12 protein-coding genes are annotated in these 14830 nt (G+C 74.8%); 10 read left to right on the plus strand and 2 right to left on the minus strand.

Going from position 1 to position 14830, the window contains the following annotated elements:
• Positions 1 to 55 precede the first annotated feature (55 nt).
• Genes PVK37_RS24130 through PVK37_RS24150 form a run of 5 tightly spaced genes read left to right on the plus strand, consistent with a single transcriptional unit; the run spans position 56 to position 5771 of the window.
• Positions 56 to 1378, plus strand: a complete 1323-nt coding sequence (locus tag PVK37_RS24130) for an aspartate aminotransferase family protein (protein ID WP_275035220.1) — start codon at positions 56 to 58, stop codon at positions 1376 to 1378.
• Positions 1372 to 2499 (plus strand): NAD-dependent epimerase/dehydratase family protein, encoded by a 1128-nt coding sequence (locus PVK37_RS24135; RefSeq protein WP_275030079.1) that lies wholly within the window; start codon positions 1372 to 1374, stop codon positions 2497 to 2499. The genes PVK37_RS24130 and PVK37_RS24135 overlap by 7 nt, the downstream gene beginning before the upstream one ends.
• Entirely contained in the window at positions 2499 to 3464 is a 966-nt protein-coding gene (locus PVK37_RS24140; protein ID WP_275030080.1) for a UbiA prenyltransferase family protein, read from the plus strand. Before PVK37_RS24135 ends, PVK37_RS24140 begins: the two co-directional genes overlap by 1 nt.
• Positions 3461 to 4606, plus strand: a complete 1146-nt coding sequence (locus PVK37_RS24145; RefSeq protein WP_275030081.1) for an endonuclease/exonuclease/phosphatase family protein — start codon at positions 3461 to 3463, stop codon at positions 4604 to 4606. Before PVK37_RS24140 ends, PVK37_RS24145 begins: the two co-directional genes overlap by 4 nt.
• A 25-nt stretch (positions 4607 to 4631) precedes the next feature.
• Complete coding sequence (locus PVK37_RS24150; RefSeq protein WP_275030082.1) at positions 4632 to 5771, plus strand: glycosyltransferase family 4 protein; 1140 nt, start codon at positions 4632 to 4634, stop codon at positions 5769 to 5771.
• Between the two features lie 90 nt (positions 5772 to 5861).
• Here PVK37_RS24150 and PVK37_RS24155 read toward each other — a convergent pair whose 3' ends face one another.
• Positions 5862 to 6299, minus strand: a complete 438-nt coding sequence (locus PVK37_RS24155; RefSeq protein WP_275030083.1) for a hypothetical protein — start codon at positions 6297 to 6299, stop codon at positions 5862 to 5864.
• 279 nt (positions 6300 to 6578) lie between these two features.
• Between PVK37_RS24155 and PVK37_RS24160 the strand changes: the two genes are divergently transcribed.
• From PVK37_RS24160 to PVK37_RS24175, 4 genes are read left to right on the plus strand one after another with little or no spacing between them, the layout of a single operon-like run.
• On the plus strand, positions 6579 to 6875 hold the full coding sequence (locus tag PVK37_RS24160) for a DUF6403 family protein (protein WP_275030085.1): 297 nt from the start codon (positions 6579 to 6581) through the stop codon (positions 6873 to 6875).
• A complete protein-coding gene (locus tag PVK37_RS24165) occupies positions 6868 to 8229 on the plus strand; it encodes a hypothetical protein (RefSeq protein ID WP_275030087.1) in 1362 nt (453 codons plus the stop codon). Before PVK37_RS24160 ends, PVK37_RS24165 begins: the two co-directional genes overlap by 8 nt.
• A complete protein-coding gene (locus tag PVK37_RS24170) occupies positions 8226 to 9281 on the plus strand; it encodes a hypothetical protein (protein WP_275030088.1) in 1056 nt (351 codons plus the stop codon). The genes PVK37_RS24165 and PVK37_RS24170 overlap by 4 nt, the downstream gene beginning before the upstream one ends.
• A 5-nt stretch (positions 9282 to 9286) precedes the next feature.
• Positions 9287 to 12649, plus strand: coding sequence for a hypothetical protein (locus PVK37_RS24175; RefSeq protein WP_423790832.1), 3363 nt, complete (start codon positions 9287 to 9289; stop codon positions 12647 to 12649).
• A gap of 68 nt (positions 12650 to 12717) precedes the next feature.
• On the opposite strand, the gene PVK37_RS24180 is transcribed toward PVK37_RS24175, so the two are convergent.
• Entirely contained in the window at positions 12718 to 13653 is a 936-nt protein-coding gene (locus PVK37_RS24180) for an aldo/keto reductase (RefSeq protein WP_275030090.1), read from the minus strand.
• Positions 13654 to 13899: 246 nt separating this feature from the next.
• Here PVK37_RS24180 and PVK37_RS24185 point away from each other — a divergent pair, with 246 nt between their 5' ends.
• Complete coding sequence (locus PVK37_RS24185; RefSeq protein ID WP_275030091.1) at positions 13900 to 14625, plus strand: carbonic anhydrase; 726 nt, start codon at positions 13900 to 13902, stop codon at positions 14623 to 14625.
• Positions 14626 to 14830: the final 205 nt, after the last annotated feature.

Consider the following 14830-nt stretch of genomic DNA (forward strand, 5'->3'; position numbering starts at 1 on the left):
CGGGGAGGTGCACGACCTGTACCGCCGGTACGTCAGCAGATCGCAGGTGTCCTTGATGACCACGTTCGGCTTCGGCCGGGAACTGGTGGACTCCGCCGAGGGCGCCTGGGTGCACATGCGCGACGGCAGCCGGGTGCTGGACATCTCCGGTGGGGTGGGGGTGCTCAACCACGGCCACAACCACCCGCGCATCCTCGCCGCCCGGGAACGGTTCGCCCGGGAGAAGCGGCTGGAGGTGCACAAGGCGTTCTTCTCGCCGTACCTGGCGGCGTTGAGCCACAACGTCGCCGAGCTGCTGCCGGGCGACCTGTCGATCTCCTACTTCCCGAACTCCGGGGCGGAGGCCAACGAGGGCGCGATCAAGATGGCGTACAAGTACCACGAGGGGCGGCGGCAGACGATTCTGCGCGCCGACATCAGCTTCCACGGCAAGACCCTCGGCGCGGGCAGCCTGACCGGGTCCGCGGAGAACCACTTCCGGTTCCCCGGCCTGCCGAACGCGGTCATCTACCCGTACGGGGACGTGGCGGCGGTGCGGGCGGCGGTGGAGGCCACCCGGGGACCGGACGGCCGGTGCGACGTGTACGCGCTGATGGTGGAGCCGTTCTCGGCGTCCAGCATGCGCTGCTGGTCGGAGGAGGCGCTGCGGGAACTGCGGCAGCTCTGCGACGACGAGGACATCGTGCTGATCTTCGACGAGGTGTACACCGGGTGGGGCAAGACCGGCAGCCTGTTCTACTTCATGCGGCACGAGGGGCTGCTGCCGGACATCCTGGTCTACTCCAAGTCGCTCGGCGGCGGGAAGGCGTCGATCTCCGGGTACACCGCCCGGGAGCGGGTGTTCCGCAAGGCGTACGACCGGCTGGCCGACGTGATCCTGCACAGCACCACGTACTACGGGTTCGGCGAGGAGACCGCCACCGCGATCGAGGCGGTCAACGTGGTGGTGGAGGAGGACTTCCCCGGCCGGGCCCGGCAGATCGAGGCGATCCTCGGCCCCGGCCTGGACCGGATCCGCAAGGCCCACCCGGACGCGGTGGACCGGGTCGCCGGGGTCGGCGCGCTGTACGGGGTGTTCCTCACCAGCGGACCGAAGCTGCTGGACCTGGCCGGCAAGCTGATGCCCGGGTTCGGCAAGGACCCCCGGTTCGGCACCAAGCTGATCACCCTGTCGGTGATCGCGCACCTGTACCGCGAACACAAGATCATGACGTACTACAGCCCCAACGTGGAGAACCCGCTGATGGTGGCCCCGACCCTGATGGCCGAACCGGCCGACCTGGAGTACTTCCTGGAGGCCCTCGACGCCACCCTGGCGCTGGGGCTGCGCCGGCTGCTCACCGGCTTCGTCAAGGAGAAGGTGAGCGCGTCATGGTAGGCGGCCCCGACGACCCGGTGCACGACAGCACGGCGGACGACGGCACCGTGGACGACGGCACCGTGGACGACGGCACGGTGGACGACCGGCCGGTGGTGGTGACCGGCGGGAGCGGCATGCTCGGCGGGTTCGTGGTGCGCCGGCTGCGCGCCGAGGGCGTACCGGTACGGGCGGTGGACCTGCGGGTCCCCGAGCGGGCCGGGCCGGGCGTGACCCCGATCGTCGCCGACGTCCGGGACGCCGCCGCGATGCGCCGGGCCTGCGCCGGGGCGGCGGCCCTGGTGCACTGCGCCGCCGCGCTGCCCAGCTACGCGCCCGGCGAGATCCGGTCGGTGATCGTGGACGGCACCCGCACCGTGCTGACCGCCGCCCGCGCGGCCGGCGTGGACCGGGTGGTGCACGTCTCCACCACCGCCGTGTACGGGCTGCCCACCATCGTGCCCACCCCGGAGGAGCACCCCCGGGAGCCGGTCGACGCGTACGGGCGGGCCAAGTCGGCCGCCGAGGAGGTCGCCGAGGAGTTCCGCGACGCCGGGCTGTGCGTACCGGTCCTGCGCCCCAAGACGTTCCTCGGGCCCGGCCGGATGGGCCTGTTCGCGATGCTGTTCGAGTGGGCCGAGGAGGGCCGGCACTTCCCGATCCTCGGCCGGGGCGACGCCCGCATCCAGATGTGCGACGTGGACGACCTCACCGAGTGCGTGCTGCTGGCCCTGCGCGCCGACCCGGTCGACGCCAACGACACGTTCAACGTGGCCGCCGCCGAGTTCGGCACCTTCCGGCAGGACGTCCAGGCGGTGCTGGACGCCGCCGGGCACGGCCGGCGGGTGGTGTCGGTCCCGGCCCGGCCGGCGCTGCTCACCCTCCAGGCGCTGCGCCGGGCCCGGCTCTCCCCGGTGTACGACCGGCTGCTGCACAAGCTGCTCGCCGACTCGTACGTCAGCGTCGACAAGGTCGGCAAGCAGCTCGGCTTCACCCCCCGGCACAGCAACCGGGACGCGCTGCTGCGCACCTTCGCCTGGTGGCGGACCCAACGCGCCGCCGGGGCCGGCCCGTCGTCCGGCCGGACCAGCCGGGAACCCTGGTCGCAGGGGGCGCTACGGGTGGCGAAGGCGTTCTTCTGATGAACCCGGTCACCCACACCACCCCGCCTCCGGTGCCGGCCACCGGCCCGCACCCCACCGACGCCGTCCTGGTCCGGCATCCCGGCACCGTGGCCGGGGCCCTGCTGCGGCTGGCCCGGCCCGGCCAGTGGCCGAAGAACATCCTGGTCGTGTCGGTGCCGCTGCTGGACCCGCAGTCCTGGAGCCGGGCCGGCCTGGCCGGACTGGGCTGGGCGATCACCGCGTTCACCCTGGCCTCGATCCTGGTGTACGTGCTCAACGACCTGGTGGACCGGCGGCGCGACGCGGACAACCCGGCCCGGTGGCACCGGCCGCTGGCCTCCGGTCGGCTCTCCCCGCGTACCGCGACGGTGTTCGCGGCGGCGGTGGCGACGGCGCTGATCGCGGCGCTCACCGCGCAGACCGCCGCGACCGCCTGGCCGATCGCCGCCTACCTGCTGCTCAACCTGGGCTACTCACTGGGGCTCAAGCACGTGCCGCTGCTGGACGTGTTCCTGGTCGCCACCGGCTTCGTGCTCCGGCTGGTGTACGGCTACCTGGCCACCGGCGCGCCGATGCCCGGCTGGCTGCTCACCGCCGTGTTCACCCTGTGCCTGCTGCTCACCCTCGGCAAACGCCGCCACGAACTGCGCAGCACCGGCGGTGAGCACCGGCCCGCGCTGCGCGGGTACACCGTCCCCCTCACCGAACAGCTCATGCAGCTGTCCGCCGCGCTCACCGCCGGCAGCTACCTGCTGTACCTGCGCGACGAGGCCCCGCTGGCCGGGTACGCGTCGATCGCGGCGGTGCTGCTCACCCCGATGGCGGTGTTCGGGCTGTTCCGCTACCTGCAACTGGTGCTGGTGCACGACGTCGGCGGCAACCCGGTCCGCACCCTGGTCCGCGATCCGGCGCTGGTCACCAACACCGCCCTGTGGGCCGCCCTGTCCGGCGGGTTCCTGCTGGCCGCCCGGGGACCGTGGTGACCGCGACCCGACTCGACCCGGCCCCGCCGGTCACCCGGCCCCCGGCGGCCCGTCCCCGGACCGCCCGACTGGTCGTCGGGGTCGCCGGCGTCTGGCTGGCGTACGTGGTCGCGCACACCGTGCTGTCCGGGCGGGCCTGGTGGTGGAACCTGCCGGACCTGGTGCCGCCGCTGGTCTTCGTGGCCGTACCGGTGCTGCTGCTGCCGCTGGTGACGCTGGCCCGGCCGCGCCGGCGGGTGGCCGCCGCGCTGCTGGTGGGCGCGCTCGCGGTGGGCTGGTCGTCCGCCGGGGTGAACGCGGCGACGCTGTGGCACCGCCCCGACCCGGCCCCGGCGGACGCGGTGCGGGTGTTCTCCTGGAACACCTGGTACTGGGACCAGCTGGTGGCGACCGGGCCGGCCGGCGAGCCGATCCGCGACCCGGACCGGTTCTACCGGTTCCTGCACGCCCAGGCCGCCGACGTGTACCTGCTCCAGGAGTACCTCTACATCGAGGCCGAGGACTGGGACCCGATCCGGATCGACGACCTGGACCGGCTGCGCCGCGAGTTCCCCGGCTTCCACGTCGCGGTCTCCGGCGAGCTGGTGACGCTGTCCCGGTACCCGATCGTCGGAGAACGGCCGCTGGACCTGCGTCCCCACCTGGACCGGGCCTGGTCGGACCTGCCGCCGGCCGAATCGGCGCTGCCCGCCTACCACACCGTCAAGACGCTCCGCACCGACCTGGCGGTCGCCGGCCGGGTGCTGTCGGTCTACAACGCGCACCTGTACGTGCCGACGGTCGGCCTGCCGACCCGCGCGCCGGACACCGCGCACGACGCGTTGGCCCGGCACGACCTGCGGCGGGCCAACGTCCGGGCGATCGCCGCCGACGTGGCCGGCAACCCGAACCCGGTGCTGCTCGCCGGGGACCTGAACACCTCCCCGGCGATGCGGCTGATCCGCACCCTGCCGGACCGGCTGGTCGACGCCAGCGGCGCGCTGGACTCGCCGTACCCGGTCTCGTGGGCCCGGTACGGGCTGCCGCTGTGGCGGCTCGACTGGGTGTTCACCAGCCCGGACGTCGCCGTGCACCGGTACCGGATGGTGCCCCCGGACGGTATCTCCGACCACCACGGGCAGCTCGTCGTCGTGTCGCTGTAACCCTGCGCAGAAAGGATCCACCCCCGTGTCGACCAACGACCACCGGTACGACCTGACGGTCGCGCTCACCTACTACACCCCGTACATGAGCGGGGTGACCCACACCGCCCGGACGGTGGCCGAGGGGATGGCCGCCCGGGGCTGGCGGGTGGCCGTGGTGACCAGCCAGCACGACCCGTCCACGCCGCGCCGGGAACGGCTCAACGGGGTGGACGTGTACCGGTCGCCGGTGCTGGGGCAGATCACCCGGGCCCAGATCAGCCCGGCGTACCCGGTCGAGGCGGCCCGGATCGCCCGCCAGTCGTCGCTGCTCTACCTCAACCTGCCGATGGCCGAGGCGGCGGTGCTGGCCCGGCTGGCCCGGCCCACCCCGATCGTCAGCATGCTGCACATCGACCTGTACCTGCCGCCCGGCCTGCTCAACCGGGTCGCGGTCGCCGCGTCCGACGTCACCTCCCGGGCCGCGCTGCGCCGCTCGGCGGCGGTGGTCACCAACAGCGACGACCAGGCGCACGCGTCGAAGTTCTGGCCGCTGGTCCGGGAGAAGCTGTACCGGCCGATCCCGGCCCCCTGCCTGGACCGGCGCGGCGGGCAGCCGCGCTACCGGCGCGGCGGCGGACTGCACGTCGGTTTCCTCGGCCGCATCGTCGAGGACAAGGGCATCGTCTACCTGGTACGGGCGTTCCGGCGGATCACCGACCCGGACGCCCGGCTGCTGATCGGCGGCAACTACCAGACCGTGATGGGCGGTGACAACCTCGGTGACATCCGGGCTGAGATCGGCGCGGACAGCCGCATCCACGTCCTCGGTGAGCTGCGCGGCGAGGAAATCAACGACTTCTACGCCTCGATCGACGTGTTCGCGCTGCCGTCGGTGGCCGAGTCGTTCGGCATCGTGCAGGCCGAGGCGATGATGTGCGGCGTACCGTCGGTCACCACCGACCTGCCCGGCGGCCGGTACCCGGTGCTGGCCACCCAGTTCGGCACCCTGGTGCCGCCGCGTGACCCGGAGGCCCTCCAGCGGGCGATCCTCGACCTGGCCGACGCCCCGGCCGACTGGCGGGAGACCAAGGCCCGGGAGGCCCGCAAGCTGTTCGCCGCCGAACGCGGCCTGGACGCCCACGAGGAACTCTTCCGGCTGGTCCGGAAAGGCGGTCGCCACTGAGCCACTGCCTGCCTGCTCAGGCCCCCTTCATCACGATGAACCCGGCTTCCTGTGCGGCTGATGCCGCATGCCGTCCGCGGTCACCCTGTCTCAGAGCTCGACCAGGGCCAGCGTCCACTGGCCGTGTGCGTCTTCCCAGAGGGTGACGATCTCGCCGACCGGGACCGAGTTGTACTCGTGCCGCCCGTCTTCCTCGTAGAAGTCGCCATCCTTCTCGGCCGCCGCGACGATGCGCAGGGCGTCCTCGCGGGTGCCGTCGGTGGCTGCCCGGATGCGGGAGACCCGCCACGTGACACCGCTGAGGTCGCGGCCGATGAGCTCACTACCGGGCACGAGATTCTTGTCGTCGTCATCGATCTCGAAGAGAGTGCGGGAACCGTCGACCAGTAGCGTGTCGGTGTCGCCGATCATCAGGCTTTCGTCGATGACCTGTTGTTCGCCGCGGAGTACCGCCGGGTCGAGCCAGGCCGGCCACCGGTCGAGTCCGACCTCGCTGATGAAGTTTCCCCAGGCGTAGAGCGCATACATGCGCGGCATGCTACCGAGCGGCAAGATCCTTGCCTGGACCACCTTCGTCCGGGCCACCAGGCCGACGCACTGACCTGATCCACTCCGGTTCGGCGATGTCGCGGCATCCCCATCCGCACGACACCACGACATCGCCGAAACCGGGACACCGCCACCAGGCTGACCCCGCGCCGTGCGGAGGTTGACGCGATCGGTCAGAATCGGCCGGGTGTCACCTCTCGTGTCCTACCGTGCCGCTGTCCCCCCGCCCGACGCCCGACCGGTCCGGTCGTCGTGTGGGTGATCTGGGTGGGCGGCGGCGTGCTGCTGGTCGCCGCCGGTTTCGTGACCACGCTGACCCCGCGCTGGCGGGCCCGGCAGCGGGAACGCCGGACCGCCTGGTCGGGCGCGCGGGCCGCGATCGACAGCGCGACGGTCAGCCGGGACGCGGCGGTCCGCCCGGTGCCCGAGGCGGAGCGGCTGCTGACCCGGGCCGAACTGATCGCCGCTGGGCGGGGCGGGTCCGACGCGGCCCGCACGGCGGCGGAGCACGCCGCCCGCGCCGACCGGCTGTGGCGGGAGCACGCTGATGGCTGAGCGTACGGTCGGCAACCGGTTCGGGTGGGTGCGCTGGCTGCTGCTCGGGCTCGCCGTGCTGGTGCTGGTGGTCTTCCTGCTCGCCCAGCGGCAGAGCGTCGACGTCAGCTACGGACGGTCCCCGGCGCGGGCCGCGCTCCCGGAGGGGTCGTCCGGGGAGTTGAGCGACGCGACCGTGCCGTCGGTGGACGAGATGACCGCGCTGGTCGAGGCCGACCGGGTGGTCCGGCTGCCCGGCGCGGTCGCGCAGTGGGACGAGGCGGCGGTCCGGGCCGCGATCGGCCCCGACGACATCCGCATCCTGGTCGCGCCACCCGGCCTGGACGAGACGGAACGCAAGCGGGTACGGGACGTCCGCAACGCGCAGATCCGGGTGCTCGGCACCCAGGTCTCCGGCGGGATGTACCAGGCCGTCGCCGACGACCTGCCCGGCTGGCGGGCCCAGTTCGCCACCGCCGACGTGACGGACCTGCTACTCACCCTGATCGCCAACGAGCGGGACCAGCCGGCCCCGGCCGACGACGACCGGCTGCGCTGGCGCGACCCCACCCCGGCGGAACTCGCCACCGTCGTGGCCGACCTGCGCGCCACCGGCCGGCACGTCGCGCCCGGGGCGACCCTGCGGGAGGTACCGAAGGCCGCCGGCACCGCCTTCCCGGACGCCACCGGCCTGTACGTCGCGCTCCCGGCGCGGTACGGCACGCCACTGCCCCGGTACGGGCCGGCGCTGACCAGCGTGTTCCCGGACCGTCCGGTGGTGGTGCTGTACGGCTCGTGGATCGAGTACCACGGTCCACAGGCCACGGAGTTCGCCGAGCTGGCGGCGGCGAGCTTCTACGCCCAGTTCGCCGACCGGCTCAGCCGGTACGACTACCCGCAGGGCAACGTGCTCAACGCCTGGCTGAACCGGGTCACCGACATCCGGTACGCGGGCCTGTTCGACCGTCCGCTGCCGTACCGGCCGGTCGACCCGCTGCGGGTGGCGCTACCGGCGCTGCCGTGGGTCTTCGCGGCCTGCGTGCTGGGATTCCTCGTACTGTCCGCCCGGTCGCTGCTGCGGCTGCGCGGCACCGCGCTGGCCCCGTTGCGGGGGCCGGGCCAACCGGCCCGGCTGGCCGGGCTCACCGCGTTGGCGGTCGAGATGTCGCTGCTCACCGACCGGCACGCGGACCCGGCGTTGACCCGGGGGATGGTGAAGCTCCAGGCGGCCCGCGCCGCGCTGGACGAGGAACTGCCGGACGGGCACGTCGGTGGGCTGCTGGACGAGGCGGAGGCCGAGCTGGACGAGTGCGCCCGTACGGTGGGCATCGCCGGCTACCGGCCGGCGGTCTACCTGCAGGGCAGGCTGGCGTGAGGCGGCTGGGCCGGTTCCTCGGCACCCCGTTCGGGCTGGCGGTGGCGGGTTGTCTGGTGCTGGCCGGCTGGGCGCTGTGGTCCGGCGGGATCCTGGACGGCCCGGTGGCCCGGGAGGTGCGCACCTCCTCGGTGTACGCCGCGCCCGGTACCGGGCTGGACGAGGCGGCGGCGGAGCGGGTCATCGGCAACCGGCGGCTGGTGGTGATCATGCTGGACGCCGACGCCGACCTGCGGGACGGCTGCCACGACGTCAAACGGGCCGCCGACGGCACCGTGGTGCTGCTGCTGCGCCCGGACGGCGACGACTACGACACCTACGGGTGCGCGCTGCTCCCGGACCGGGACGACGAGAACTTCGGCAAGGCGTTCGTCGCGGAGAGCGTGATCGGCCGGGGCATCGACCAGTACGTCGACCGTCCGCTGGAGGCGGTGAAGGTCATCACCGTCAACTACGACCTGCTGGTACGGGCCGGGACCGTCCCGGACGGCACCCGGACGATCAGCCCCTCGCTGCCCCGCTTCCTGGTCGCCGCGGCCGCCGTGCTGGCGGTCCTGGTCGGTTCGGCCGGGGTGTACGCGGCCGGGTTGCGGGCCGGCCGGCTCACCGCCCGACGGCGCAGACTGCGGGACGCGCACGCCGACGAGCGCAGCGCGCTGAGCGCGGCCACCGCAGTGCTGGCCCAGCAGATCATCGACCTCGACCGGCGCTACGCCAGGGTGCCCCGCCGGGTCGGCGGCCCCATCGGGGGCACCGTCGCGCCCCGCGACGACGGGCAGCGGGCGTTCGTCCGTGACTACCGGCGGCTGGTCGCCGACCACACGGACCTGCTGGACGCGGTCACCGGGGCGTCCGGCGACCCGGCGGAGCTGGCCCGGCTGACCGCCCGGGTCGAGGCGCTCAGCCGGCGGGCCGGCCTGCTGGCCGGGGACGACGGCAGCGATGGCCCGTCGGCGGCACCACCGTCGGCAGCGCCGTCGACCGCCGAGGGCGGCGGCCGGTCGGGGCGCGGTAAACCAGTCGGCGGGGTGGACCGGCACCGGCCACAATGACCCGCGTGCGGAGATCCACGAAGCGGCTGCTCGGCGAACTCGACGTCCTGGCGTACCGGGACCGGATGGCCCGGCTGGCCCGCCGGTCCCGGGAACTCGCCGCCAAAGGCGAGCTGACCGGGGTGCTGGCGGACCTGCGGGCCGGGGTCACGTACCACCGGCTGCTCGCGCTCACCGCCGCCCAGGTGGTCGGTGACCGGGACGCGGTACGGGCGGCGCTGGCCGACCCGTACCGGCCGATCCGGGCGACCGCGCTGGCTGCGTCCGTCCGGGCCGGCTGGCTGACCGCGACGGAGCTGGCCGACCTGCTCGACGACGCGCCGGCCGACCTGCGGCGCACCCTCTACCGGAGGTTGCGCCGGGCGCGACGCCCCGGTCTCGCCGACGAGCTGGTCGACCGGGTGCACCGCGGCTTCGGTGACGCCGAGGCCGCCGTGCTGCTGCCGGCGTGCGGCCCGGCCACCGTCCGCCGGCTGCTGCCGGTGCTGGCGCACGCGGTGCCGAACTGGCTGCCGCTGGCCCGCCGGCACGGCGAGGTGCTGCTCGACCATGCCGCCGCGACGCTGCCCGGCCTCGGCCCGACCGAACGGTCCCGCTGGTGGGCGACGTACGGCGGCGCGGTCCTGGCGGTCGGTGAGCGCCACCCGGACCGGGTGCTCGCCCTGCTGGAGGGGTACGCCCCGGCCGACCGGCTGCCCGGTGCCCCGACCGGCTACGGTCCGCTCGCCACGGCGGCCCCGCGCCGGGTGCTGGCGTTGCTGACCGCGCCCGGTCGGGCCGACTGGCTGGGCGGCGTCCGGCTGCCGGCGGCGGTGCTGCGGCGGGTCGGGCGGGCGGCTCCCCGGGACGAGGCGCTGGTCACGCTGGGCCGGCGGCTGCGCGGCCGGCCCGACACGTTCCGGCAGTTGCTGGTGGCGCAGCCGCCGGCCGTCCGGGGCGAGCTGTACGACGCGGTGCTGGCCGACGTGGCCACCGACCGGCGGATCCCGTCCGAGATCGTCGTCGAGGTGCTGCCCCGGGCCTGGCGGGAACGGGAGGGCCGCCGGCTGCTCACCCTGGAGGTGGTCCGGCAGGACGAGTCGGCGGTACGGCGGTGGAGCGCCCTGCTGCCCTGGCCGGAGGCGTCGGCGGCGCTCACCCCGGCGTTGCGGGCGGCCGACCCGCAGGACCGGGCCACCGGCTGGGCGCTGCTGCTGACCGCCGCGCGCCGCAGCGGCGACCCGGCGGCGGTGGCCGACGCGGTGGCCCGGCTGACCCGGCTGCGCAACGAGCAGGACCCGGTGCGGGTGCAGGCGCTGTCCACCCTGGCCGGACTGTCCCGCCTGCTGCGGGCCGACTCGGTGGAGGTGCTGGCGCAGGTCACCGTGGACGCGACCACGACCCGGGACGCCTCCACCGGCACGCTGTCCGCGCTCGGTACCCTCGCCGCCCGGGTGCTCGGCCACCACGTCACCGACCCGGCCCTGTCGGGGTGGGCGCTGGACACCCTGGACCGGCTCTTCGGCGGGCACCACCTGCCCCCGCTGGAGCGCTTCGACCTGCTGCTGCGGCGGGGCCAGGAACGGCTGGTGGTCGACCGGCTCCGGGGCTGGCTGGCCGCCGGGATGGCGCGGGGCCGGTTCGTCCCGCTGTTCGCGGTGACCCGGGCGCTGGGCCGGCGGGCCTGGCGGCTACCCGAACTCCAGGAGCTGCTGTACCGGGCCAGCGTCGAGGGCACCGTGGGCACGGTGGTCCAGCAGGCCGTCGAGCTGTGGCTGGCCGACCCGCGCAGCCGGGCGGACCGGGTGGCCCGGGTGCTGGCGGACGATCCGTCCACCGTCACCTTCCCGACGGTGTGGCGGACGGTGAGCGCCCGGCGTACCGATCTGCTCGACGCGGTGCTGCTCGGCCCGCCACCGGCCGGGGCGTTCCTCACCGCCGGCGTCCGCTGGGTCCCGCCCCGGCCGGTGTGCCCGCACCGCTGGCTGCCGCGCCAGCAGCAGGCGTTCGTGGCGTTGCAGGCCCGGCTGGCCGCCGACGCCGGCACCCCGCTGCACCAGCGGGCCGCCGCGATCCGGGCCGCCGCCCCGGTGCCGGACGCCGGCCGTGAGCTGGTGCTCCGGTACGTCGACGCGGCGGACGTGACGCTGGCCGAGGCGGCGCTGGGCGCGCTGCCCTGGACCGACCGGCCGGCGGAGGCGCTGCCGCTGCTGCTGTCGTACGCCGACGACGACCGGGCCCGGGTCGCCCTGTACGCCGCCGGCCGGACGGCCCGGTTCCTCCGGCCCAGCGAGCTGGTCGGGCCGCTGTCCCGGATCGCCCTGGGCCGGGGCAAGGTCACCAGCCGCAAGGAGGCCCTGCGGCTGCTCGGCCGGTTCGGTCCGGCCACGGCGCTGCCGGTGCTGGTGGCCGCCTGGCAGCAGCCCGACCAGCACCGGGACGTCCGGGCGGCGGTGGTGGCCACTGCCCGGCAGCGGCTGCGGGCCCCGGAGAGCTGGACGGTTCTCGAGCAGGCGGTGGACGGTGGCCGGGAGGACGCCCGGAGTGTCCTGGCGACCTGGCCGGCCGACGTCGCCGTCGCCGACCGGCCCCGGTACGCCGCGCTGGTGGTCCGGGCCTGCGCGCACCCGGACCCGGTGGTGGTGCGGGCCGCCTGGTCCGCTCTCGGGCCGTGGCTGCCCTGGGCGCCCGACGTCACCGACCTGGCCACGGCCGCGTTCACCGACCTGCGGGACCGGCACACCTGGTCGGCGCTGCGGCCGGTGGTGGGGGCGCTGCTGGACCATCCGGACCGGCCCGAGCGGGCGGTGCTCGGCCGGACCGTGCGGGCCCTGGTCCGGGCCGACGAGGCGGACCCGGACCCGGGTGGGCCGGCCGACGACCGGCCGGCCCGCCGTCGGCTGGCCGGCGTGCTGACCGCCGCCGGAGGGTGGGCCGGGTCGGCGGACCCGCGCCTGGACCGGTCCCCGGTCCGCGCGGTGGCCCGCGAACTGGCCGGGCATCCGGCGTATCTGGCCCCGGCGGCCGGCCTGCTGACCGACCTGCTACGCCTCGACGGCGTACCGGCCGACCAGCTCACCGCCGAGCTGGTGGAGATCGCCGGGCTGGTCGACGGGCGGCCGGCGCTCGCCGGCCGGCTGGCCGACCGGTTGGCCGGACGGCACCGGCGGCGGGCCGCCACGGTGGACCCGGACCTGGTCCTCGACGCCGCCCGGGCGCTCGCCGCCCGGGGCGGGGCCGCCAGCGGCCTGTTCGCGGTCGCGTTGGCCCGGCGGGGCGCGGAGTTCACCTGGTCGGCCCCGTGGCGGGAACTGCTGCACGCGCTGCGGGCGCACCCGGTGGCCGACGTGCGGGACGTCGCCTTCGACCTGTCGATGGCGACGACCTGACGCTCCCGGGTTCTCGCACGGACCGGGTGCGGGGAGGGCCGGCTGCGCTTCCCCGCACCCGGTGGCGGCTACGCCGCGTCGAGGCGTCGGCGCTGGTCCGCGTCGAGCGTCAGGTCGGCCGCGCCGAGACACTCGTCGAGCTGCGCGACCGAGCTGACCCCGATGACCGGCAGCACCGGCGGGTCACCGCCCAGCAGCCAGGCCAGGACGACCTGGTTGGCGGTCGCCCCCAGCTCGGCGGCGACCTCGCGGAGCACCCGGAGCCGGGCCGGCGCGGCCGGGGTGTCGTAGTCCTCCGGCAGCGGCACCTCCGGTCGGGTGTACGCGCCGAGCAGCAGCGGCGAGTACGCCAGCACGGTCAGGTCCGGTTCGGTCCGGGCGTAGTCCAGCAGTTCGGCGGTGACCGGGAGCTGGATGGCGTCCGGTGGGGCCACCCGGAGCCGGCGGGCCTCCAGGTAGCTGTGCCGCTGCTGGATCGCCGCGTAGCCGGGCAGCCCCTCCCGACGGGCGACGTCCCGGGCCAGGGCCAGCCGCCAGGAGGTGTGGTTGCTGGCCCCGAGCAGGCCGACCGAGCCGTCGGCGACGAGTTCGCCGAACGCCCCGAGGGTCTCCTCGAACGGGGTGCGCCGGTCGTCGGCGTGGGCGTAGTACAGGTCGATCCGGTCCACTCCGAGCCGGCGCAGGCTCTGCTCGGCCTGCTCACGGATCCGCCGGCGGCCGAGGCCCTCCCGGTTGTGCGCGCCGTACGGGACGGCGGGGTCGTCCGGGGCGGCACCCACCTTGGTCGCCAGGGTGAGCTGGTCGCGCCGGCCACGGGAGCGCAGCCAGCGGCCGATCGTCTCCTCGCTCTCGGCCCCGGTGCCGCCGTCGGCCCAGAAGGCGTAGCAGTTCGCCGTGTCCAGGAACGTCCCGCCGGCGGCGGTGTACCGGTCGAGGATGGCGAAGGAGGTGGCCTCGTCGACCTTGGTGCCGAAGTACATGGTGCCCAGACAGACGGCGGACACCGGCAGACTCTGTCCGCCCGCCCGGAGCAGGTGTTGACGCATGTGCTTCCTCTCGTCTCGCGGCAGGTCCGGCGCCGCGCCGGACCCGGATCCGACCGTTCCGACTGATCGAACAGTCGGTGATCGTGCGCGGCCGACTGATCGAACAGTCGGCTACCGGACCACAGTGGATTGATCTCCGATGGTAGAAAGCAGGCGAGTGCCTCACCTCTCAGGTGATCACCAGGAGACTCTCAGGAGATCATCATGTCGCGTAACCCTGTCACCCGCCGGTCGCTGCTCGCCACCGGCGGTGCCGCTGTCGCGCTCGGCGCGCTGGCGGCCCCCCGTACCGCCCTGGCCGACCCACCGGTGGCCGCCCCGGCCCAGGCCGAGCCGCCGGTGGTCACCCCGGCCGAGGCGTGGCGTCGGCTGCGGCACGGCAACCACCGGTTCGTCACCGGACACAGCCGTCACCCGCACCAGAGCCTGGCCGACCTGCACCGGCTGGCCGCCGGCCAGCACCCGTTCGCCATCACCGTCGGCTGCGCCGACTCCCGGGTCGCCCCGGAGGTGCTGTTCGACCAGGGTCTGGGCGACCTGTTCGACAACCGGGTCGCCGGCAACATCGTCGACGACCTGCTGCTCGGCAGCGTCGAGTTCGCGGTCGAGGAGTTCCACAGCCCACTGATCGTGGTGCTCGGGCACGAGCGGTGCGGCGCGGTCAGCGCCACGATCAACGCCATCCGGACCGGTGGCACCGCCCCGGGTCACATCGGCACCATCGTGGACAGCCTCCGCCCGGTGGTGGAGCCGCTGCTCGACCAGCCGGGTGACGTGGTCGAGGCCGGGGTCCAGGCGAACGTCCGGGCCCAGGTGGCCGGGCTGGTGCAGCGCAGCCACCTGATCGCCGAGCGGGTGCAGGCGGGCACGCTGGCCGTCGTCGGCGCCCGGTACGACCTCGACAACGGCCAGGTCACCCTGGTCAACTGACCGGCGACGGCGGCGGGTACGCCCCCGGTACGGTCGTGGGCCGTCCGGTCAGCCGACCGGGCGGCCCACCGCTGCTCCGAGGCCGGTCGGTTCGCGGCCCAGCAACGTCCGCAGGTCGTCGGTCTGCGTCTCCAGCGCCCGGTCCGGGCCAGGGCGTGCAGCCAGCCCATCGGCCCGGCGACGGTGCCCTCCCGGGACGGCACGA

The sequence above is a fragment of the Micromonospora cathayae genome, from assembly GCF_028993575.1.
Taxonomy (GTDB): domain Bacteria; phylum Actinomycetota; class Actinomycetes; order Mycobacteriales; family Micromonosporaceae; genus Micromonospora; species Micromonospora cathayae.

What these genes read in the sequence shown, in the direction of transcription:
- PVK37_RS24130 (WP_275035220.1), top strand. Translation starts at nt 56, where the DNA reads ATGACCACGTTCGGCTTCGGCCGGGAACTGGTGGACTCCGCCGAGGGC.
- PVK37_RS24135 (WP_275030079.1), top strand. Translation starts at nt 1,372, where the DNA reads ATGGTAGGCGGCCCCGACGACCCGGTGCACGACAGCACGGCGGACGAC.
- PVK37_RS24140 (WP_275030080.1), top strand. Translation starts at nt 2,499, where the DNA reads ATGAACCCGGTCACCCACACCACCCCGCCTCCGGTGCCGGCCACCGGC.
- PVK37_RS24155 (WP_275030083.1), bottom strand. Translation starts at nt 6,299, where the DNA reads ATGTATGCGCTCTACGCCTGGGGAAACTTCATCAGCGAGGTCGGACTC.
- PVK37_RS24165 (WP_275030087.1), top strand. Translation starts at nt 6,868, where the DNA reads ATGGCTGAGCGTACGGTCGGCAACCGGTTCGGGTGGGTGCGCTGGCTG.
- PVK37_RS24185 (WP_275030091.1), top strand. Translation starts at nt 13,900, where the DNA reads ATGTCGCGTAACCCTGTCACCCGCCGGTCGCTGCTCGCCACCGGCGGT.